Raw genomic sequence first — 23,556 nt, forward strand, 5'->3', positions numbered from 1 at the left:
ATAATCATTTTTAATAGTATATATCAGAAAATTCTATTTTTATTTTTTCTTGAATATTATATATTCTCTTATCTTCTGTGTAATGTTCACTACTAAATCCCTTCATTGGAAGTGAAATTAAGAACTCTGTGCCTTTATTCACTTCACTTACTACTTCTATATCTCCACCATGAAGACTTACTAGATTCTTAACTATAGCAAGCCCTATTCCACTTCCTTCAGTATTTCTGGATAAAGTCTTATCAACTTGTGAAAATTCTTCAAAAATCAATTCTAATTTATCTTGTGGTATTCCAACTCCAGTGTCTTTTACACTTATGATTACTTTATCTATTTTATAATGAATACTTACATATATCCAGCCTCCATTATCAGTAAACTTAATACAGTTTGACAATAGATTCAACATAATTCTCTCAATTTCAACCTTGTCTATATAAACATTAATTTCTTCAAGGTCTGTATCAAAAAGAATTTTTATGTCTTTTCTAAGTGCATACTCTTCTATATTCATAAATAAGTCTTCTATTACAGATACAATATTGTATTTCGCAAGTTTTAGTGTATAGAACCCAGACTCCATCTTTGTTAAATCTATAATGTTATTTATTAATCTTTGAAGCCTATAAGAACTTTGTCTAACTAAATCCACATGAGATTTAATATTGTTATTGTAATCTTTTATCTTTTCATTTCTATAGAAAGAATCTACCAGTTGATTTGAACTAGATATAACATTTAGTGGAGTTTTTAATTCATGAGACATATTTGCAAAAAACTCCGTTTTGATTTTATCTGTTTTAAATCTTTCAAGCAGTTCTTTTTCTGCTTGCTCGGAATATTTCTTATGTACTAAATCTTTTATAATAAGCATTATGTATCTAGTATTGTATATAGCAAAAGGTAATGCACTTAATTCTACTTCTACTATATCATCATAACTATTTATCAATTCATATTCCAGTAAAAGTATACTTCTATTTTCATTTAAAACTTTAGCCATATTATCCGTAAATTTCATTTTTTCTTCAGTATTCGCATTCATTAATAGTTTAATATTAGAATCTTTTATATCATCTATGTTTGTAAAAGCTAGCATATCTAAAAACGACTTATTTGCATAGTTTATACTTAAATCTTCTTTTAATAAGCATATGCCATCAGGTAATATATCTATAAATCTTGAATATGATGATTGACTTTCCTCAAGTTTTATTTGAGATATTTTTCGAGAGGTTGTATCACGTATTACAATAATAGTTTTATTAGTACCAGCATTAGTATACTGAGAAAAACTCATCTCTACATACTTTACTTCACCATCTATTACATATCTTTTTTCTATACTTTCTTCACTTTTACATACTAATGAAAAATCAATACTCTCTAAATTATTTTTAAAAATTTCCCTACATGCATTATTAACATATATTTTGTTATTACCTTCAAGCACTACTATGCCATCTCCAATACTTTCTAAAAAATCTTTACTTCTCTTATTTGCTTCAATAAGTTTGCGTTCGTACTCCTTTTTCTTAGTCTTATCTTCTAGTACACACAATACTCCTTCTGTTTGTGAAGCAATAATTAAAGGTGCAAATATAGCTTGATAAACTTTATTATCGCTTGTACTAATAAGTTTCTCTGCATTCTTCTCATGAACAAACACATAATGAATGCTTTCTATCAAATCATTGAAGTTTTTTATTTTATCAGTCAATTTATCTTGTTCTTTATAGTCTCCAAAAGTATTTCTAAAGCTCTTATTTGCATATGTAATTTCTCCATCTTTGCTAAATACTACTATGCTATTTACTGCTACATCTAATGTAGATTGTAGCCTAGATTCTCTTTTCATAAGTATTCCCTTAAGTTCCTCTATCTTTTCTGTCTCATAGATTAATTTTTTATTCTTTTCTTTTAAACTTTCCGTTTTTTTTGTTAATTCTTCATTCGTATCATGCAATTCCAGTGCTGTTTTCTTAATATTCTTAGATACTATGTAATTATATAAATAATATAAGGCTACATTTATTATTATCTGGGATAATATCCTCTCTACATTTCTATTATCAATAACTATATGCAATAGATTTGGAACTCTTGATAAGATTATTATTACTATTATTCTGTTAAAAATCTTTTTTTCATCATATTCCCATTTGCCTTTATTTGAACTTGAATTTAATTCAATTCCACTAACAATAGAAATAATTATTATGAATATAGATATTATAACTCCTAAAGCATATTGTGATTTACCATTTCCCAGATAGTCACAAATTCCTGATATTATGAATAAAGATGTTATTGTTAATGTAGCAGTTGCTATAAATAAAATTACACTTGAATAAATTTGTTTGTTATCCTTAACAAATTTAAAACTTAAGTATACACCCAGTATAGGAAATAAATCTGTTATTGCTGATATTGTGATGTTAATCTCCATTATAGACTTAGTTTTAATCCCCAAGGAATTAAATAAATATATACACTCCAATACTCCAGTAGCTATAAAAATTAATCCTAAAAATGTAGAAAATGAATCTACTTTAAATTTTGTAGTATTAAATATAATTACTCCTGTAGCTACTAAAAATATCGTATATATGGCATGTAATAAAGTTTCATATTTCTCTATATCTTTTATAATAAATAATAAAAGTACTGAGCCCATTATTATAAATAAAAGGCTCATGTCTTCTCTTTCTTTTATATCTGGTTTTACATCAGGTATTATATTCTTCAATACTTTACACTTCCTCTTAATTAATATTTTATACTAATTAATTATACGATACTCGACATTATAATTCCTTCTTTATACCTTAAAGCAAAAACAGACATTTTCTGCTAAAACAAAATTCTTTTGTTTTCTACTCTTTTAGTTATTTTGTTTCTATCGAAGTTTTCCAATATAATCATGCAATTCTTTCTGCTAGAATCAATCAAATCTCTGTATTCTCCTAATGTTATTTCTTTATTTTCTTTTATATAATTTATCAAAATGTTCTTTGCATTTTCATAAATATCTTTGTCCATTATATACAAATCATCTAATTTCTCTACTTTATTACCTATCATTGACTCCAATACTTCAGCATAGTTATGATTTCCTTCAGAAACTTCATCTATTGTCAGTATAGAAGAAACTCCACATGATTTTAATCTTTTTTCTATTTTTTTTGCTATTTCTTTTTGCTTATCATTTAAAATAACCTCAAAATCTAATAGAGATACTATATTATTTTCTATTTTTATAGCATTTTCTGTAGACAATTTTTCTAATAAAATATCCATCTCCCTAGTCTTAAAATTACTCTCTATCTTAGACCTTACTTCTTCTTTTAGTATCCCTTTTCTAAGCCTATACTTCTTATGGTACTCACTTAAAAGCTTTATTGTATTTTCTTTTAATTTATTGTATTGATTTATATGCATATACATATTTCCTATAATAAATACTTTATCTTCTGATATAAGTGTTTCAAGCGCTCTTTTTACATCTTCTTCATGAGCACCACTATAGCTCATTATTTCTTTTATATTTGGATAATTTTTTAAATTCCTTTTTAAGTACTCTTCTATTATATCTTTTAGTTCGCCTTTTTCTTTTATTTTTAATGCTTCTATAACTTTTTCATCAAATTTCTTATGTTTTTTAGGAGATGGGTCAATTATTACACCTCCACCTATAGTTTCCATTGGAGAATAACGTCTCACTACAAACGTATCACCTTTCTTAGATACTATGCTTTCTTCAAGTCTCAACTGAACATAGCCACTTTCTCCACTTTCAATTAATTCCTTATCTAGTGGAACTGCTCTACAAAGTATCTCTCTAGTTCCATGATACAATCTTAATCTATCCCAGTGCTTTAATCCTTTATCTAAATGATTTACCAATGATAATTTTACATCTAACATCATTGATTCCTCCAATGAGTTTGGTGCAGCTAAAACATCTCCTCTTTTTATATCATCCACTTTTACATTTGATATATTGATTGCTGTTCTTTGACCTGCATAAGCTGTATCTTTATTTTCTCCATGAACTTGTATACTTCTTATTTTTGTTTTTAATACCTGTGGATATATAACCAAATCATCTTCTATACTTATCTTTCCTTCTATTAAAGTGCCTGTTATTACAGTACCAAACCCTTTTATTGAAAATACTCTGTCTATATTAAGTCTTGCTGGAGAATTTTCATTTTTATCTTCTATATCATCACTCATTTTATCTATTTTTTCAATAAGAGTGTCTATACCTCTTTTAGATATAGAATCAACTTCAATTATTTCAGCATCTTCAAGAAAAGTTCCTTTTATTTTTTCACAAATATCTTCTTTTGCTAGCTCTCTAAATTCATCATCTACAGTATCAGACTTAGTTAGAACCACTATTCCATTTTTGATATTTAAAAAGCTTAGAATATCTAAATGCTCAACTGTCTGTGGCATAACTCCTTCATCTGCTGCTACAACAAGTAAAACTATATCAATTCCTGATGCTCCAGCTAACATGTTTTTTATAAATTTTTCGTGTCCTGGGACATCAACAATTCCAGCTCTTCTATTGTTTGGTAAATCAAAATAAGTAAATCCTAAGTTTATTGAAATACCTCTCTTTTTTTCTTCATCTAATGTATCAGTCTCTCTTCCAGTCAATGCTTTTATAAGAGTAGTTTTTCCGTGGTCAATATGACCTGCTGTTCCAATTACTACATTTTTCATTTTTTGCCCCCTCTAAACCTGCTATGACTAAAGTCACAAGTGTGTGTAGCTATTTTTTAATTAAAACTTCATACTTATACTTCTAAATTTAATATTTATTAACTCAAATTTATTTAATTAAATGCTTTTCTCAATTCCTCAACTATTACATCAAATTCATCATCAAATATAGTTCTTACATCTAGTACATATTTATTATCATACACTCTGGCTATTATATGTGCTTCACTAAGTCTTAGTTTTTTTTCTAAAGATGAAACATTCATATGTTCAGGAGTTATTGATATTACCTTTGTACTTATAGTTTCAAGAGGCATAGACCCTCCTCCCACCTGTGAAAATCCATCTTCTATATTTATGTTTGCATTTAAGTTTAAAGCAGTTATTTTTTCAAATAGTTTATTTGCTTTTACTTCTAATTCTTCAATTTTATATGTCAACATTTTTAAAGTAGGTATATTTTCTATAGCTTTTGTCTCATCTAAATACATTCTCAATGTTGCTTCAAGAGCACATATTGTAAGCTTATCAACTCTAAGTGCTCTAGTAAGTTGATTTTTCTTCATTTTTTCTATATACTCTTTTTTCCCAACTATAATACCTGCTTGTGGACCTCCAAGCATCTTATCTCCACTAAAAGTTACTACATCTGCACCTTGTCGAATAGAATCCAATACAGTTGGTTCATAAGATAAACCATATTTTGATAAATCTATAAAAACTCCACTTCCTAAGTCTTCTATTACAGGTAGTTTATATTTTTTACCTAAATTAACCAATTCTTCTATAGAAACACTCTCTGTGAATCCCATTATTCTATAATTACTTGTATGAACCTTCATCAATACATTTGTATCTTCTGTAATGGCCTCCTTGTAATCTTTCAAATGAGTTTTATTAGTTGAACCAACTTCAACTAATTCTGCACCACTAAGAGCCATTATACTTGGAATCCTAAATGAACCACCTACTTCAACTAATTCTCCACGAGATACAATTGCTTCTCCTCCTTTAGCCATTGTGCTAAGTACAAGAAGTACTGCCGCTGCATTATTATTTACAACTAGTACATCTTCTGCTCCAGTAAGTCTTTTTATTGTACTAGTTAAATGAGAGTATCTTGAACCTCTTTCTCCATTATCCAAATCGTATTCTAAGTTTGAATACCTTGAAGCAGCACACCATAATTCATCTTTTATATCTTCACTAAGTAAAGACCTTCCTAAATTTGTATGAATAACTGTACCAGTTGCATTTATAACTTTTTTTAAAGATAATGAGTAATTTAACTTAACTCTCTCTATTGCAGATTCTATTATTTCACCAAACTCTATTGTTACAGAGTTTGATGCATCTTCTTTTAATCTTAATATAAATTGTCTTTTTAAATCTATTACTTCTCTCACAGATTCTAAAACTAAACTTCTAGGATATTCATTTATTATTTCTACAATTCTATTATCACTTAATACTTCATCAACTGAAGGCAACATTGCAAACAATTCTCTTTTGCTCAAAACAATCACTCTTTCTCTATAATATTTTATAAAACTGTAATATATTTTTCCCCTTTTGGAACTACAGAACCTATAATTTTAGCTTCTATTGCTCCATTTAATTTCATATCTTTTACAAGTTCCTCTGCAAGTTCTTCTTTTACTGAAATTAACAACCCTCCTGATGTTTGTGGGTCGTATAAAATATCTTGAACTGCAACTTCTATATTTCCTACAACTTCTACATCTTTAGATACATAATGCATATTTTTATACATACCAGCAGGTATAATTCCCATTTGTGCCATTTCTATTGCACCTTCAATAATTGGTACATGTTTTGATTCAATTTCAATACTTACTTCAGAAGCTTTGGCCATTTCTAAAGTATGACCAAGTAGACCAAAACCAGTTATATCTGTAACCGAATTTACATCAAATTTCTCAAAACTCATTGCTGCATATTTATTTAAATGTATCATTATTTCTATTACTTTATCTGCTATATGTTGTTCTACCATACCTTCTTTCATGGCTGTATTTAATACACCCACTCCAATTGGTTTTGTTATAATTAACTTATCACCAGGTTTTGCAGTAGCATTTGATAAAACTTTATTTGGACTTACAATCCCAGAAACTGAAAGACCATATTTAGGCTCTTTGTCATCTACAGTATGCCCTCCAACCAAAAGTGCTCCACTTTCTTTCACTTTATCAAACCCACCTTTTAATATTTCTGCAAGTACATCCATATCATGGCATGATGGAAAACAAACAATATTCATAGCAACCAAAGGTTTGCCTCCCATAGCATATACATCTGATAGTGAATTTGATGCAGCAATTTGACCAAATACGTATGGGTCATCTACCATTGGTGTAAAGAAGTCTAAAGTTTGGATAAGTGCCATATCATCATTTAATTTATAAACTGCAGCATCATCTGCTGTATCTAGTCCTACTAATAAATTTTCTATATTATCATTTTTAGGCAATTGAGATAAAACTGATGCCAGAACCTCTGGCCCTATTTTAGCGGCTCAACCACCTGCTGTTGTCATCTCTGTAAGTTTTTTTTGTTCTTTTTTCATAAAAGTGCCTCCTTTACTAAATTTCCACATGTACACACATATACATACATATTTATAATAACATATCTATATGTAAGTTTTGTATTATATTTTAGTCTACACAAATTAAATCTTTTATATTTTCATACTTTTTATCTCCAATACCATTTACATTTTTTATTTCCTCAATTGAACTAAACTGTCCATTTTCTTCTCTGTGTTGTAAAATTTTATTGGCTGTAGCTTCTCCAACCCCAGGTAGAGAATCCAACTCTTCTATAGTCGCTACATTTATATTTACTTTTGATTCGTTAGATATATTTTTATTGGATTTATTTTTAGGCTCACCTCTTGACTCATTCTTCTGATTTGGTTTATTGGAATCATCATTACTTGTAACAGATGTTGCTTCACCTATTTTAGGTATTATGTAATGTTGTTCATCTTCTAATCTTACTGATAGATTGACTCCATTTAAATCTGCTTCTTTTGTCGTTCCTCCTAGTAATTCTACAGCATCATAAAGTCTCTTGTCTGACTCTATAGTTACAATTCCAGGTCTATTTACTGCTCCACTTATGTATATAGTTATTTTATTATTTTGAAAATTTTTATCTATGTCTTTAGTTACTTTATTGTGATTATTATCTTCACCTTTAATTTCATTCTCTACAACATGTGTTTTTTCATTAGGTAAATTTTTTTTACTTACAACATAAATATCATCTTTGAAAATAAGCGATTTATAAACGATTATTGATGATATTATTAAAATAAATAAAACAAAAAACGAAATAAATTTTACCTTTTTTTTCATATATTAATCACTCCTTTCTTTTAATTATTGACAAATATATGCTATACTAAAAGATGAATTTAAAATTTGGAGGCTCACAATGAAAAGAAATTTATCACTTTTATTAATCTGTTTATTGATATTTACTTCATTTTTAGGAAGCTCTAATATCTCTTTTGCAGATAATGAACCAGCTATAGTTGCTAAACATGCAGTTTTAATGGACTATGAGTCTGGCAAAATACTATATAATAAGGATGGAAATTCTAAGCTTTATCCAGCTTCAACAACTAAAGTATGGACAGCTTGTTTAGTTCTAAAGGAGGTTAAAGATTTAAATCAAGTAATAGAAATTAAAGATTTACCTCAAATAGATGGCTCTAGTATGTATCTAAAAAATGGGGAATCTTTTACTGTAAAGCAGTTACTAGATGCTCTTTTGGTTCATTCTGCTAATGATGCTGCTTTTGTATTAGCTAGATATGTTGGTGGTGGCAATGTACAAAAATTTATTGACCTAATGAACTCTGAGGCAAAAAAAATTGGAGCTACTAATACTCATTTTAATAATCCTCATGGATTACCAGACCCAAATCACTACACAACAGCTCATGATATGGCTCTCATAGCTAGAGAAGCTATGAATAATGATACTTTTAGACAAATTGTAAAAACTAAGTCACTTAAATTTGAAGCTACAAAAGCATATCCTTATGAGAGATACTTTGTAAACACTAATAAGTTTTTGACATCACATGATAAGATTACATACAAAGGTCAACCTATAAATATAAAATATGATATAGTTGATGGTATAAAAACTGGATATACTGATGCTGCTGGTAAATGTCTTTTATCGAGTGCTGTAAAAGATGGCAGAAGAGTTATCGTTGCTGTATTTAATTCAACTAATGCTGATTTATATTTAGACTCACGTATTCTGATTGATTATGGATTTGATAACTTTAAGTGTGCTACTATTGTTGATAAAGAAAAATACACAGATACTAAAAAAGTATTGTTTACAAAACAACATGAATTGATTTATGAACCAAAAAATAGTTATAGGATATTCTTAGAAAAAGATGAATCTCAAGGCAATTATGATACCAAAACAGAGTTAAATAAAATTGATTTGCCTATAAAAAAAGGAGCTAAGGTTGGTACTTTAAATGTATATAATAATGGTAAACTAGAAAACAGTATAGACTTAATTGCAAAAAATAATCTTGATAGCAGTCTTCCATTTTTGACTGAAAATAATGTTTTAATGACTTTTGTTAAGATTATTGCAGGTATTCTAGTGCTTTTAGTTTTATTTATAATAGCTTCAAATATAAAGAAGAAAAAAAGAAAAAAAGCTAGAAGTAAAAAAAATATGAAAAAGTAACAAGTAGTTAGAAATTATAATAAAAAATTTATAATATACTTATCCTTATAAATCTAAAAGTACTGAGATAATAATTATAACTATTATCTCAGTACTTTTAATTTTATGTTTATGTATTTTTTATACCTATATATTTTTTTGTTTTTGTTTGTCTTTAAGCTTACATTTTGAACAATTTCCCAGACATTCATCAACCATATCTAGACATTCATTAAATGCTACCTTACTACTATTTTTATGCCTTACGATTAATATATCTTGTTTTTTAGCTTGAGACTCAACCGTTCTAGACATCTTATGTGAAACAGTTGATGTAAGTATGACAACTGCATCTGGTCTTCCTATAGAATTATTTAATTTAGATGACATGGTAGTATATACCTTTGTCTTATAACCTTTTTTCTTGGCCATAACCATATAATCTTTTTCCATTCTTTCATGACCACCAATCACTAATAAGTTCATTAGATTTCCTCCCATTTATTTGATATTGATTTTCATTATTATTTATATTATATATAATAGTATTTAGAAATAATTTTGTCAATACTTATTGATATTAATTATCATTTTAATAATAATTTTTTATTTGTATTTATTTTAAATACTACTCCTTTTAAGTTTCTTACTTTTATATAATAAAATCTTACACAATAAAAAGCTGTAAATTTAAATGATAACATTCAAATTTACAGCTTTTAAAAATAAATACATTATTTTAAATTCTTTTTTATTCCCTTATTTAATATACTCTCATAGTCGATAAAATCATAAATATCTTCCTTAAAAGCATCTGAAAACTTATGTAATTCTTCTAATGTTAAATCTTCTATTGCTTTTTTATTATCTTCACAATATATAACGATACTTCCTACTATACCATGTGCATCTCTAAAAGCAACATTATTTTTAACCAAATAATCCGCAACTTCTGTTGCATTTAAAAAACCATTTTTTACTGCTTGTTTCATTTTATCCTCATTTACCTTTAGTGTGGCTATCATTCTATCCATTATTTGTATACACATTTCAAGAGTATGTACACTATCGAAAAAACCTTCTTTATCTTCTTGCATGTCTTTATTATATGCTAATGGTATTCCTTTCATTACTGTAAAAAGACCAAATAAGTTTCCATATACTCTACCAGTCTTACCTCTTATAAGCTCTGCACCATCTGGATTTTTCTTCTGAGGCATTATACTACTTCCAGTTGTATATAAATCATCTATCTCAACAAATCCAAATTCTTGAGAACTCCAAAGTATCAACTCTTCACTTAATCTACTTAAGTGCATCATTATAATTGAAAAATCACTCATTAGCTCTAGTAAATAATCTCTATCACTTACTCCATCCATAAAATTATCTACTACTTTTTTAAATCCTAATTGTTCACAAGTTATACTTCTATCTATATCATGCGTAGTTCCTGCTAAAGCTCCACAGCCTAAAGGTGATTCATCTAATATTTCTATAGCATTTTTTATTCTTTTCTCATCTCTATCAAACATACTATAATATGCCATTAAGTGATGCTTAAATGTCACTACTTGTGCCCTTTGAAGATGAGTATAGCCTGGCATCATCACTGGGTTTTTGTCAGCAACATCTTTTATAGTAGCTTTAAATTCAGATATTAAATCCACCAAATCATTTGCTTTTTCTTTAGCATACAATCTCATATCAACTGCAACTTGGTCATTTCTACTACGTGCTGTATGAAGCTTCTTGCCAACATCTCCAATTCTTTGAATTAAATTTATCTCAGTAAAACTATGTATATCTTCATACTCTCCATCCAATACTAACTTTCCATTTTCTACATCTTCAAGTATCCCTTTTAAACCTTCTGTTATAGACTTTCCTTCTTCTTCTGTTAAAAGTCCACATTTTACTTGCATATGAACATGTGCTACACTTCCTTCGATATCTTTTTTGTACAGTACACAATCATAGCCAAAAGATTTATTAAATTCTTCCATAAGTTGATTTTCCGCTTTTCTAAAGCGTCCGCCCCATAATTTCATAACTTTCACCTCATATTTTAATTTTTTGTATTTTAATTATAAGTCTTGTAACTCAATGAAACTAAAAAATCTCTTGGTCAAAAAGACCAAGAGACGAAATATTCCGTGTTACCACTCTAGTTGGTAAACAATGTTTACCCACTCTATTCTCTTAAGGCGAGATTACCTACTACCATACTGAATTTCAAGTAGTATTCTCCAAAGTTCTTTTCAATATAAAGTGTTATCATTAGGCTCACACCATCCCCCAATTCGCTGAGATTTTCTCTATATCTACTCTCTTTTTCACTGAATCTAAATTTTTATGTTTTATCTATTTGTATTATAATTACTATCTACAAAATAGTCAACCTATTTTTTCCTATTATATACTGTTTTAAGAGCTAAGTGATTCTTTTAACTCTAGGAATTTATAAATTGCCTTTGCAACTCCACTGTCTTGATTTGTATCTGTAACATAATCAGCTTCTTGTTTAATCAATTCTTCTGCATTTCCCATAGCTACCCCAAGACCAGCAAACTTTATCATTTCTATGTCATTGTAATTGTCTCCAAATGCAATTATATCTTCTCTGTCTATATTCATTTTTTCAGCTAAAATTTTAACTGCATTACCTTTATCAACACCTTCATTCATGACTTCAATATTGTTTGGCCATGAAGAAGTTATCTTTATTCCTTGAACTTTTCTCAATTCTTTTCTTATTTCATCCAAAATAGATGGATTTTTTTCTTCTATGATTACAAATTTTAGTATATCTTTTTTAAAGATTTCTTCTCTCAAATCATCTTTTACAATTACTTCTGTTTCAGAGCCTAAAAATACACTTAATCTATCTTCACGTCCTTCTATTTTTTTCGAAAGCATAGAATCTATACTATTACATTGGTAGTAAATATCGTATTTATCTAATACATCTAAAATGTTTAAACATGTTCTTGTATCAATCTTATTTGAATATATTATATTTCCATTTTGCTCTCTTATTAATGAACCATTACAAGCTATTATTGGCATGTCCTCTTTAAGAAAATCTACATTGCATTTAGCTGAATCGAAGGCTCTTCCTGTTGCTAAAGTTACATTAATACCGCTTTTTATAACTTTTTGTAGTGCAGTTTTATTTTCATCTGTAACTTTATGATTATTGCCTAATAAAGTTCCATCCATATCTGTTACAATTAATTTATATCCCATAATCCAACTCCATAACTTTTTATTGTATACCTATATTTCCTTAATATAATCTAAAGAATTACCCTTATTAGATTATATCATAACTTTATACTTAAACTATTTCAATTTACAAAATTAATAACATTCATTTAACTTATTTTAAGAGCAAAATAAATCGTTTCTTGTAGTATTTTTCTGAATATTTTCAATTTATAGTCTTATAATGCTAGAAATTTTACAATATATGATATATAATCATATTAAATAAAGTGAGCTATTATAATATTTATATTCATTTTTACTATTATATATTTTCATAATATTTTAAATCTAGCAACTTTTATAACATTTATTATTGACTAAATAAGGAGTGATAAAGTATGAAACTAAAAATTAACAAAGCTATTGAAATGCAGTTGAAAAAAAGTTATGCAATAGAATCTGGACATTCAGAAGATGTATTCGAGATAGACTGTGGTGAAGGTATAAATACCGTGTCTTACTCAAACAAAGCTGTAGAAGCTTTTAATGCTTTAAAATTTGATATGATAAGAGGATATCCTCATTCAATTGCTTTAAAAGATAATATAGTCGATTATTGGAAAGATTTTATAGCATTAGATACTGACAGAATTTGTTTGGCAGATGGTTCTATACATGTTATTTACCTTTTAAATAGACTATTTATTGAAAAGGGAGATAAAGTTTTAGGATATTCACCTCAGTTCTCAGAATATGAGACAGATATAAAAATGCATGGTGCAACTTATGATTATGTTCTTTTAAAGAAAGAGGATAATTTCAAGTTTAATGAAAAAGAATTTATTGAAAAAATAAATCCAGAATATAAAGTAATTTACATAGACAATCCAAACAATCCTACAGGACAAATTATACCTTTATCATCAATTGAAAATATAGTAAAGGAAGCAGCTAAATATGATATAGCAGTTATGGTAGATGAAGCTTATGGTGAATACATGCCAAAAGAAAATTCAGCTGTCAAGCTTCTAAATAATTATGATAATGTAATTGCTTTAAAAACATTTTCAAAAGGATTTGGTTTAGCAGGACTAAGAGCAGGATATGCAGTTCTTCCAGAACAACTTGTTAGCCCTATTAAAAAGATTTCTACTCCTTACGAAGTGTCTGAAATATCTCGTAGTATTGCAGCAAATTTATTAGATGATGTTCAATTTATAGAAGAATTAAAAGAAAAAACAAAAGATATAAAAAATCAATTATTAATTCCATGGAAAAACCTTAATATAGCTGAAACTAGTGATACTGTATCAATTATGACAGTTGAACATAAAAACAAGGACATAGATTTACAACAAGAGTTTGCTAAATTAAAAATAAGAGTTATATCTGGAAGTGATTTTACTGGACTTGATAAAAATTTCATAAGATTTAGAATGCCTGAAGAAAAAGAATTACCTGAAGTTATAAAAGCATTCCAAATAATCGATAATATAGAATAAATTAGACTATTTATAAAAGGCATATTGTTAAAATCAATATGCCCTTTAATTTTTTGATTATTTTACTTCACTTCTATTTATTAATTTGTTAAGTTCCATTAATATTGATGAAATTAATGCTAACCCTAGGCAAATCCCCAACTGGTACAATCCAAACGTTGTTGGTATAGAGAATATTCCTCTTAGCACTGGTATTAGTGTTAAAGAGTAAAGCCCAAGACAGACTAAAACTGCTCCTATAACGTATTTATTGCTGAAAAAACCTAATTTTATTACTGTTTGATTATTAGAACGTGCAGGTAATGTTTGCATTATTCTAGCTAATATCAATGTTGAAAATGCCATTGCTACTCCAAGTTCTGGAGATACTTGTAATCCTATATATTGTGCAATTATTGTAACTACACCTATTATACAACCTCTTATAGCAACTGCCTTCAATGTTCCTCCTGCTAGTATACTTTCATCCGGGTGTCTAGGAGGTTTATTCATTATATTTTTTTCTGACTTTTCAAACCCTAATGCAATTGCTGGTAAAGAGTCATTTACTAAGTTTATAAACAAAAGTTGTAAAGCTGTAAATGGATTTGACCAACCTGCAAACACTGCAAATACTATGGATACTATAGCTCCTAAGTTTCCTGCAAATAGATAAGTAATTGATTTTATTATATTACTGTATACTGTTCTACCAACTTCAACAGCATTTACTATACTTGCAAAGTTATCATCAACCAATACCATAGCAGAAGCATCTTTTGCTACATCAGTACCACTTCCCATACCGATTCCTATATCTGCTTGTTTTAATGCAGGTGCATCATTAACACCATCACCAGTCATTGCTGTTATATTATTCTTATGTTGCCATGCTTTTACTATACGAATTTTATTTTCTGGCGAGACTCTGGCATATACACTTATATTTTCTAGTTTTTCATATAGTTGTTCTTCACTCAAAGCATCAAGCTCTTTTCCAGTAAGAGCCAAGTCTCCTTCTTCCATTATACCAATCTCTTTTGCAATTGCTGCTGCTGTTGTTTTATGGTCACCAGTTATCATAACAGTTTTTATACCAGCACTCTTTGCCTCTTTTACTGCATCCATTACTTCTTCTCTTGGTGGGTCTATCATTGCCATTATTCCAACCAATGTCATGTCATGTTCGTCATCAATTGAAGGTATAAAATCTTCTTCTGGGACATCTTTTATTGCAAAAGCTAATACTCTAAGTGCTCTATTTGAGAACTCTTCATTTTTATGTTTATATTCTTCTATTATCTCATCTGTTATATCTACTTTTGAACCATTTTTCAAAGCATATTTACATCTACTAAACACAATATCTGGAGCACCTTTTGTAAACATTATATAATCTCCATATATACTATTTACAGTAGACATAAGCTTTCTGTCTGAGTCAAATGGTATTTCATTTATTCTGATATACTTACTTCTTAATTTATCATAATCTAAATCATTTTTACTTGAATAATTTATTAAAGCCACTTCTGTTGGGTCACCAACTTCTTTACCATCACTAGTTATATGAGAGTCATTACACAATGTAGAAACCATAGTCAATAATTTAGCATGATAAGAATAGTTTACTTTTTCTTTATCTAACTCATCATTATTAGTTCCATACATATAATAATCAACTACTGTCATTTTATTTTGTGTAAGAGTACCTGTTTTATCAGTACATATTACACTTGTTGAACCTAAAGTTTCTACTGCTGGTAATTTTCTTATTATGGCTTGTTTTTTTGCCATACTATTTGTTCCAACAGCCAATACTATAGTGACTATTGATGATAGAGCTTCTGGTATAGCTGCTACTGCTACTGCTACAGAGAACATGAATGAATCTAAAATAATTTGTGTCATTTCTCCATTTCCAGCCATAAAGTAATTTCTTGCTACTTGAATTATAAATATTAAAAGAGCAAGTATTACAATACCTACACCAAGTTTTTTACTAAAATCCTCTATTTTTTGTTGCAATGGTGTAAGTTTATTTTCAGCACTTTCTAAAAGCCCAGCTATTTTACCCATCTCAGTATCCATACCTGTTCCAGTCACTACAAAAGAACCTCTACCATAAACAACTACAGCACCACTAAATACCATATTTTTCTGGTCACCTAAACTTACATCTTCACTTATTTTTTCTGTATGCTTTAAAACTGGTTCTGATTCTCCAGTTAACATCCCTTCTACAACCTTGAGAGATTGTGCTTCTATAAGCCTTCCATCTGCTGGTATGTAATCGCCAGCTTCTAAGAATACAATATCTCCAACTACTAAATTTTTTGCTGGAATTGTCATTTTTTTATTGTCTCTTATTACCTTTGCGTTTGGTGCAGATAAATTTTTCAAACTTTCTAATGAACTTTCTGCTTTTTTTGTTTGTACAACACCCAGAACAGAGTTTATAATAATAACTGCAAAAATTATTATAGACTCCACTGTTTCACCTAAAAATATTTGTACTAAAGCAGCTATCAATAGAATTATTACTAATGGGTCTTTAAAACTTTCTAGGAAAAGCTTATAAGTAGGAACCTTATCTGCTTCTTTTAATTCATTAGCTCCATTTTTTTCTAACAACTCTTCTGCTCTTTCTTTACTCAAACCAGATAAACTTGAGTCTAAATTTTTAATTACTTCTTGATAAGTACTTTTGTAAGACATTTGTTGCCCTCCTCTTCAATAAATTTATTTTATGTTTGGGGGCTCTTATGTATACTTGAAATTTAAATTTTTTTAAATAAAAATTCCTTGAATAAAAAAAGACCCCAAAACAAACATACCTAATGCTTATTTTGAAGGTCTTGCTATCAAGGAATCCCTTGCTAATTAACCGAGTATTTCTACTGTCTTGACGATTAATTACCACTTTCGTGTAAGCTACTCCCCTTCGAGTAGTTATCTTAAATTGTATTTACATTATATCACTTTACACAGCTAATAGTCTAGGTTATTTTTTATTTTAACCTAATTTTAACAAACCATCTCTTAATTTATATGTAAATATTCTTCTAAAGTCAAATTATTCATTGCAAAGTTTTTGCTATGTTCAGTTCCAACATATCTATAGTGCCAAGATTCATACATATATCCTGTTATATTCTCTTTACCTTCTGGATATCTAAGTATAAAACCATATTTATATGCATTTTCATACAACCACTTAGCTTCTTTTGTATTGTTGAACTTTTTATTTGCCCAACAAGACTGGTCATCTCCTCCAATATCAAAAGCAAGTCCAGTTTGATGCTCACTCTCTCCAGGTTTAGCTGAAAATCTATTTGCTTCTTTTTCTCCATGTTCTTTTACATATGACTTAAATAATCTATCTTGATATTCATAACTTCTATATGTACTAAAAGCTTTTAAATTTAATCCTGACTTTTGAGCATCTTTATTCATTTTATAAAAAGCATCTCTCGCTTCACTGCTTTCCTGAGGAGAATAATCTTTGGGCAAACTATATTTTTTATTCGCTACTATAATATTGTTTATTGATAATACATTTACGCCTTTCCTGTATTTACTTAATTCAGCTGTCATAATTTTACTTCCTTCGCTAGAGCTATCAATAAACATTTCTACAAAAACTATAAATAGAGCAAAAATTATTGCTACACAAATTTTCTTTTTCATATACTACACCTCCATAATTGGAATTTGATACAGAAAAATTTCAAGACATTCTCTTTCATACTATAATCATACCACTAATTTATTGCAACTTCTTTAAACAATTCTTAAGAAACTCTTAAGTTTCTTTTTTATACGACTAAAAATAACAACAAATTTTTCAAAAATTTCATATTACAGTCTATATATTGATTTTTTTTCCAAATGATGTATAATATATTTATCAAAACTTGTAGGTACTATATAGTACTAAACGTTTTTGCGTGAAAGGAGATAATAAAGTGACAGAAAAACAAAGGCTCATTATAACTATTGCACAAAAAATTTTTGACCAAAAAGGTTTTCAAAATACTTCAATATCGGATGTTGTAAAAGAGTGTAAAATGTCTAAAGCTACTTTTTACAAGCATTTTGAAACTAAGGAAAGTTTTATCTGCGAAATAATCAATTATTATGATGAAAAGTTTTTAGAAATTATACATTCCATAAATGAAAATAATGACATTCCATCATCAGAAAAGTTAAACAGAAAGATAATTGCTGTATGGAAAAATATTTTTTCTAGAACTACCATAAATACCTATATAAGAGAAAACTTTTCTGAAGAGCAACGTAAGGCTACAAGTAAATTGCAAACAAAATCAAGAGCTAACTTATTGAATGAATACAAACTAAGCTTATTTGATAACTATGGTGATAAAATAGAAAAAATTATATTTGATTTAGTTTTCTTATTGGATGCTCTAATTCATCAGTTTATATACATTATTCATGTACAAAAAAGAGAAATAAATGTATACTTTATTGCCAAATTTACTATACAAATTCTAGATTTAGTTGTAGAAAATATGGATAATCTAAATCCTTTAATTGAAAAATCAATGTTTTTACATAAACAAGAAGATGAAGTTTACTTTTCCCTTCATAATAAATCGCTATTTTTTAAAACGATACAAGATATAGAAGAACTAATCAAAACGGATACTTCTCTCCTTGAAAATCCTAAATTACTAGAAGCAATAAAAAAATTATACGTCGAGGGAAAAAATCAACAATATGATTCTTTAATTATGGATGCAATGATTGCATATTTAGAAAAAGAAGACACTTTAAGACCAAAAGTACTTTTATTGAACAGCATTAAAAATCAATTAAAAAAGGAGACGTTATAAATTATGGAAACCCAAAGTAACAATAAAAAAGGAAATTTAATAATAGCAATTGTAATGACTGGTGCTTTTATAAGTTCTCTCAGTCAAACACTATTGTCAACAGCATTACCTAATATAATGTCAGATTTTAAAATTACTGCTGATGTTGGTCAGTGGTTAACAACAATTTATCTACTTATTGCAGGTATTATTGTACCCACAACAGCTTATTTAATAAATCGATTTAGTACTAGAAAGTTATTTATTACATCAATGTCTATCTTTTCTATAGGATGTATTATTGCACTTTTTTCTAATAATTTTTCAACTATGTTGATTGCTCGTGTGTTGCAGGCAATGGGTTCTGGTTCTCTAATGCCACTTTTACAAGTTATTATACTCTATTTATGCCCTGAGGAAAAACGTGGTGCAGCTATGAGTTTAGTTGGTATTACAGTAGGATTTGCTCCAGCAATAGGTCCAACTTTATCAGGATGGTTAGTAGATTCATTTGGTTGGCATAGTTTATTTCTGTTTCTTTCCCCTATTGCTATATTAGATGTTATACTATCATTTATTTTATTAAGAAATGTTGGGGAAACTCAAAAACTAAAATTAGATATACCTTCAATAGTACTATCATCTCTAGGTTTTGGTGGTTTATTAATTGGATTTACTAATCAAGGTAATTATGGGTGGACTAATATTGCCACATATTTACCAATATTAATAGGAATTATGTCATTAATTTTATTTACATTGCGTCAATTAAAATCTAAAGAACCTTTTTTAGAATTGAGGGTTTTTAAAAATAAACCATTTCTTATTTCTACAATATTAATTATGATTGTATATGCCTCAATGATGTCTGCTACATTAATGATTCCTCTGTACGTTCAATCTGTAAGAGGATTTTCTGCATTATCTTCAGGTTCATTAATGTTACCTGGTGCTATATTGATGGTTGTACTCAATCCAATTGCAGGACGTCATTTGGATAAATATGGACCTCATGCTCTATCAATATTAGGAACAGGATGTTTGTTTTTAGGAACTTTATCCTTCGCTTTTTTAGGCAGAGATACATCTTTAATTCATGTGTCATTGATGTATTGTATTCGTATGATTGGTATTTCAATGGTTTTAATGCCATTAACTACATGGGGAATTAAAACATTAGATAGAGAACTTATATCTCATGCCACAGCAATTAATAACACACTCCGTCAGATATCTGGAGCTATAGGTTCTGCTATACTTATTACTATAATGACAAGTGCTACTAAGAAAGCTCATATGAGTTCAAACATGCTGTCTAACATTCATGGAATAGATGTTGCATTTTCAATAGCAGCTACTCTTGCATTTACTGGTTTAATTGTATCTATATGTTTTATAAAAAGACATCAAATTATTAGAAGTTAATACAGAAAAGGAGTTATCCTATGAACAATTTAAGTTTGCTCTGTGATAACTCCTTTTTATTCATTTTAACCAGTACAGTTTTAATTATTCTATATATTTCCTATATAGTTACCTCTTAAACACTCATTCATTTTTATCAATATAATTGTTTCTAGCCTTACATACATTTTTTGTCATTATTTTTCTGATAAGATGTACATATATGAAATTTTTTAATTTTGACATATGTTGTGAATGAGTAGAAAAAAATACGTCTGGTGATGGAAAAATACCATAATCATACACGATAGCTTCTTTTTGGATAAAAGTATCTTTACCATCCCAATCAATAGATGTATTTTTCAAATCATTTGTAGCTATTGCATACTTTTTAAACGTTCCACCATGATTAAAAAATTTCTTCTGAATTGCTTCTAAATATTTTTTATCAGTTATGACACCCTCCAGAGCAATCCACCTATCTTGATAAAATACCTCTACCCAAGTATGAAGAATATATTTTGGTGCTAATAGTGAAATCAATTTGGATGTAGCTCCTCGTTGAAAATCTTTTGTTACATCAAAAGCATGAAGCCTACAGGGGATATTCACTGCACGTAATAATGCCATTAAAAGAGTAGCTTTTGTATTGCATTGTCCCATACCATCATTTAATACCTGTGTTGCGCTTAACATATCAGAAGCATTATATCCAAATAAAATATCATTCTGTACAAACTCATAAATAGATTTTATTTTATGAAAATCATCTAATTCCAACCAATTCTTTGATGATACCAAAAGCTTAAGTTGTGGTTCATTATAATTTAACATTTTTGTTTCTTCTAAATATTCTTTATTCATAACAAAGCCCCTTTCTTAGTACAACTTCATTATATAACGAGAATATTTAATATACTTTCAAAAACTCGCTATCTTTCAAAGATAAAGAAACAGGCATTCCCATCATTCGCTTAACTGTCCCTGCAAAGTGTGATGGAGTATCGAATCCAGCAGTCATAGAAGCTTCGGTAACATTTTTTCCAGAAAGTAATTCTCTAAAAGCACACTCCATTTGATGAAATAAGATATAGCTTTTTAAAGGTATCCCTATTTGTTCTTTAAACAGATGTGATAATCTACTTGCTGATAGAGACACTTTATCTGCAAAACTTGAAATAGTATGATTATCACAATTACAAGTACGTAATAAATTGAGCAATTCAGTAATTCTGTCATCATAATGTTTTAGAGTTATAGGTATATTCAAATAGTTATTAAGCATTTCCATAAATCTTAAATATTGTTCTTTACTAGAGTTATCTATCAAAAAAGTTCCTTGTTGACGTAATTTCTCTAATCCATTATTGTCACATATCCAGTAGCCAAAATCATTCATTTTTGAGGTAAGCTGTTCTGCATATATAGATGTAGGTTCAATAATAGCAGAGTAATAAACTTTTTTTCTTGCTGAAAATGAATGAGAGATATTTTTATCTACTATGATACAATTACATTTAACTAATTTTTCATTAACTGTTATTTCAATGCTGTCTTCTATCCCTAAGAACAGTTGTAACATACAGTGACTATGTGTATCTGCCTCTAAATTATTTGTAATCATGCCAATCCTATCTTCTTGCCAAAAAATTTTATTTATAATGTTCATTGCATCACCCCATTCTTCTAAAAATATCACTCTTTATTTTAATATATTGCCATATGTTTGTGAATACATTTTGATAAAAGACTCTGAAAACATATCTAATGATTAAATAAAAACCCTTTCTTTTATCCTACTATCTTAATTCTGGCCAGTATTCCTTATTAACTTCTATCATTTCATCCAAAATTTCTTTAGCAACATTCATACTTGGAATAGTTTTATTTAATGTGAATGCTTGTAAAGCTTTTTCATAACTATTTTCTATATAAGCTTCTACTATCAATTTTTCACTGTTAAGTTGTTGCATCATTAATCCTTGTTGAAATAGAGGTATTGGACCTCGAGCAATAACTTCTGGACCATCTTTACCAATATATGCTGGAATTTCTACCATTGCATCATATGGCATGTTTGGTATAGCTCCACGATTTTCAGTTATAACTAAAAAACGACTACGTGTATCATTTTTAATTGAAACTGCCAAATCACTAATCCAATCTCCATGTAAACCTGCATAAAATGCTTTTTCAGAAATTTCTCCAGTTTCTAAGTAATGTCTCACACCTTCAAATAAGTCTTTTTCACGGCTTTCCATAACCTCATTTGCACGAGTACGATTTATGTTTGAATGTTCCACTGTTTCTTTACTTAAAAGATAGTATGTTAAATAAGTGTTTGGCAGATATTTTGGGAAGCTTTCTAACATTGTATAAACAGATTCCCAAACATGTATCCAGCTACTTACAGCATGGCGATTTCCTGTACTACGACTTTTATTTAAGTTTTCTATATAAGATTTTGGTAATAATATTTTATTTTCTTTTATGTATTCCTTAATCTCTTCCATTAAGTCTCTATGTTTATAATCTATTGAAGTAAACCAGCCAAAATGATTTAGACCAAAATAATCATAGCGTATATTATGAACGTCATTGATATTTAATGACCCCGCTATCATATCTATAATAGCTATTGGCATATCACAGATATTTATAATCCTTGCATTTGGTCTTAACTTACGACAAGCTTCAGAAACGATTGCAGCAGGATTAGAGTAATTTAATATCCAATAATCTTTTTTAGCATATTTCTCTACATCATCAATAACCTTTATCATTGGTTGTATTGTACGCAGTCCGTATGCCATCCCTCCACAACCACAAGTTTCTTGACCTACACAACCATATTTCAATGGAATTTTTTCATCCTGCTCACGCATTTCATATTTACCAACACGCATTTGTGCAAATATAAATGTAGCATCTGTATACGCTTCTTTTTCACAATTAGTTACAGTTAGTTTAACATCTGTTTTAACATCTTCTTTTAGTATCCAGTTGACAACTACAGCTACTTTATCTTGACGTTTTTTATCAATATCAAATAAACGAATTTCCTCAAGCTCTAACTCTTTTTCTCTTAATGCAATTGACTTAACAATACCTGGAGTAAATGTGCTTCCTCCACCAACAATAGTAATAATCAT

The 23,556-nt window shown here is 28.6% G+C and carries 17 protein-coding genes and 1 other annotated feature; of the genes, 4 read left to right on the forward strand and 13 right to left on the reverse strand.

Features of this window, described 5'->3' with window-relative positions:
- Window positions 1-10: 10 nt before the first annotated feature.
- The 5 genes from CDIF1296T_RS13155 to CDIF1296T_RS13175 form a co-directional block, all read right to left on the reverse strand.
- Window positions 11-2,749 (reverse strand): sporulation-associated two-component system sensor histidine kinase, encoded by a 2,739-nt coding sequence (locus CDIF1296T_RS13155; protein ID WP_004454784.1) that lies wholly within the window; start codon window positions 2,747-2,749, stop codon window positions 11-13.
- A 104-nt stretch (window positions 2,750-2,853) separates the two neighbouring features.
- Complete coding sequence (gene selB, locus CDIF1296T_RS13160) at window positions 2,854-4,737, reverse strand: selenocysteine-specific translation elongation factor (RefSeq protein ID WP_018112854.1); 1,884 nt, start codon at window positions 4,735-4,737, stop codon at window positions 2,854-2,856.
- Window positions 4,738-4,850: 113 nt separating this feature from the next.
- Window positions 4,851-6,230 (reverse strand): L-seryl-tRNA(Sec) selenium transferase, encoded by a 1,380-nt coding sequence (gene selA, locus CDIF1296T_RS13165; RefSeq protein WP_009897684.1) that lies wholly within the window; start codon window positions 6,228-6,230, stop codon window positions 4,851-4,853.
- A 50-nt stretch (window positions 6,231-6,280) separates the two neighbouring features.
- Entirely contained in the window at window positions 6,281-7,327 is a 1,047-nt protein-coding gene (gene selD / locus CDIF1296T_RS13170) for a selenide, water dikinase SelD (RefSeq protein ID WP_077699367.1), read from the reverse strand.
- A 91-nt stretch (window positions 7,328-7,418) separates the two neighbouring features.
- Complete coding sequence (locus CDIF1296T_RS13175) at window positions 7,419-8,123, reverse strand: helix-hairpin-helix domain-containing protein (RefSeq protein ID WP_009890711.1); 705 nt, start codon at window positions 8,121-8,123, stop codon at window positions 7,419-7,421.
- Window positions 8,124-8,202: 79 nt separating this feature from the next.
- On the opposite strand from CDIF1296T_RS13175, the gene CDIF1296T_RS13180 reads away from it, so the two are divergent.
- A complete protein-coding gene (locus CDIF1296T_RS13180) occupies window positions 8,203-9,492 on the forward strand; it encodes a D-alanyl-D-alanine carboxypeptidase family protein (protein WP_004454794.1) in 1,290 nt (429 codons plus the stop codon).
- A 126-nt stretch (window positions 9,493-9,618) separates the two neighbouring features.
- Here CDIF1296T_RS13180 and CDIF1296T_RS13185 read toward each other — a convergent pair whose 3' ends face one another.
- The 3 genes from CDIF1296T_RS13185 to CDIF1296T_RS13195 all read right to left on the reverse strand — a co-directional run bounded on the left by CDIF1296T_RS13185 (window position 9,619) and on the right by CDIF1296T_RS13195 (window position 12,720).
- Entirely contained in the window at window positions 9,619-9,957 is a 339-nt protein-coding gene (locus CDIF1296T_RS13185) for a DUF2325 domain-containing protein (RefSeq protein ID WP_009890712.1), read from the reverse strand.
- Between the two features lie 248 nt (window positions 9,958-10,205).
- On the reverse strand, window positions 10,206-11,522 hold the full coding sequence (gene argH, locus CDIF1296T_RS13190; RefSeq protein ID WP_009897688.1) for an argininosuccinate lyase: 1,317 nt from the start codon (window positions 11,520-11,522) through the stop codon (window positions 10,206-10,208).
- A gap of 86 nt (window positions 11,523-11,608) precedes the next feature.
- Window positions 11,609-11,820 (reverse strand) — a binding site (T-box leader).
- A gap of 78 nt (window positions 11,821-11,898) precedes the next feature.
- Window positions 11,899-12,720 (reverse strand): Cof-type HAD-IIB family hydrolase, encoded by an 822-nt coding sequence (locus tag CDIF1296T_RS13195; RefSeq protein ID WP_004454798.1) that lies wholly within the window; start codon window positions 12,718-12,720, stop codon window positions 11,899-11,901.
- Between the two features lie 359 nt (window positions 12,721-13,079).
- Here CDIF1296T_RS13195 and CDIF1296T_RS13200 point away from each other — a divergent pair, with 359 nt between their 5' ends.
- Complete coding sequence (locus CDIF1296T_RS13200; RefSeq protein WP_004454799.1) at window positions 13,080-14,183, forward strand: pyridoxal phosphate-dependent aminotransferase; 1,104 nt, start codon at window positions 13,080-13,082, stop codon at window positions 14,181-14,183.
- A 57-nt stretch (window positions 14,184-14,240) separates the two neighbouring features.
- On the opposite strand, the gene CDIF1296T_RS13205 is transcribed toward CDIF1296T_RS13200, so the two are convergent.
- A complete protein-coding gene (locus CDIF1296T_RS13205; protein WP_009893623.1) occupies window positions 14,241-16,880 on the reverse strand; it encodes a cation-translocating P-type ATPase in 2,640 nt (879 codons plus the stop codon).
- A 324-nt stretch (window positions 16,881-17,204) separates the two neighbouring features.
- A complete protein-coding gene (locus CDIF1296T_RS13210; protein ID WP_004454801.1) occupies window positions 17,205-17,852 on the reverse strand; it encodes a M15 family metallopeptidase in 648 nt (215 codons plus the stop codon).
- A gap of 278 nt (window positions 17,853-18,130) precedes the next feature.
- Between CDIF1296T_RS13210 and CDIF1296T_RS13215 the strand changes: the two genes are divergently transcribed.
- Entirely contained in the window at window positions 18,131-19,021 is an 891-nt protein-coding gene (locus CDIF1296T_RS13215; RefSeq protein ID WP_009897690.1) for a TetR/AcrR family transcriptional regulator, read from the forward strand.
- 3 nt (window positions 19,022-19,024) lie between these two features.
- On the forward strand, window positions 19,025-20,425 hold the full coding sequence (locus CDIF1296T_RS13220; protein ID WP_009897692.1) for an MDR family MFS transporter: 1,401 nt from the start codon (window positions 19,025-19,027) through the stop codon (window positions 20,423-20,425).
- A 123-nt stretch (window positions 20,426-20,548) separates the two neighbouring features.
- On the opposite strand, the gene CDIF1296T_RS13225 is transcribed toward CDIF1296T_RS13220, so the two are convergent.
- The 3 genes from CDIF1296T_RS13225 to CDIF1296T_RS13235 form a co-directional block, all read right to left on the reverse strand.
- Entirely contained in the window at window positions 20,549-21,268 is a 720-nt protein-coding gene (locus CDIF1296T_RS13225) for a transglutaminase-like domain-containing protein (protein ID WP_004454804.1), read from the reverse strand.
- A gap of 46 nt (window positions 21,269-21,314) precedes the next feature.
- Complete coding sequence (locus CDIF1296T_RS13230) at window positions 21,315-22,073, reverse strand: helix-turn-helix transcriptional regulator (protein WP_009897697.1); 759 nt, start codon at window positions 22,071-22,073, stop codon at window positions 21,315-21,317.
- A 130-nt stretch (window positions 22,074-22,203) separates the two neighbouring features.
- Complete coding sequence (locus CDIF1296T_RS13235; protein WP_009897699.1) at window positions 22,204-23,556, reverse strand: family 4 glycosyl hydrolase; 1,353 nt, start codon at window positions 23,554-23,556, stop codon at window positions 22,204-22,206.

Source organism: Clostridioides difficile ATCC 9689 = DSM 1296, assembly GCF_001077535.1.
Classification (GTDB): Bacteria; Bacillota; Clostridia; order Peptostreptococcales; family Peptostreptococcaceae; genus Clostridioides; species Clostridioides difficile.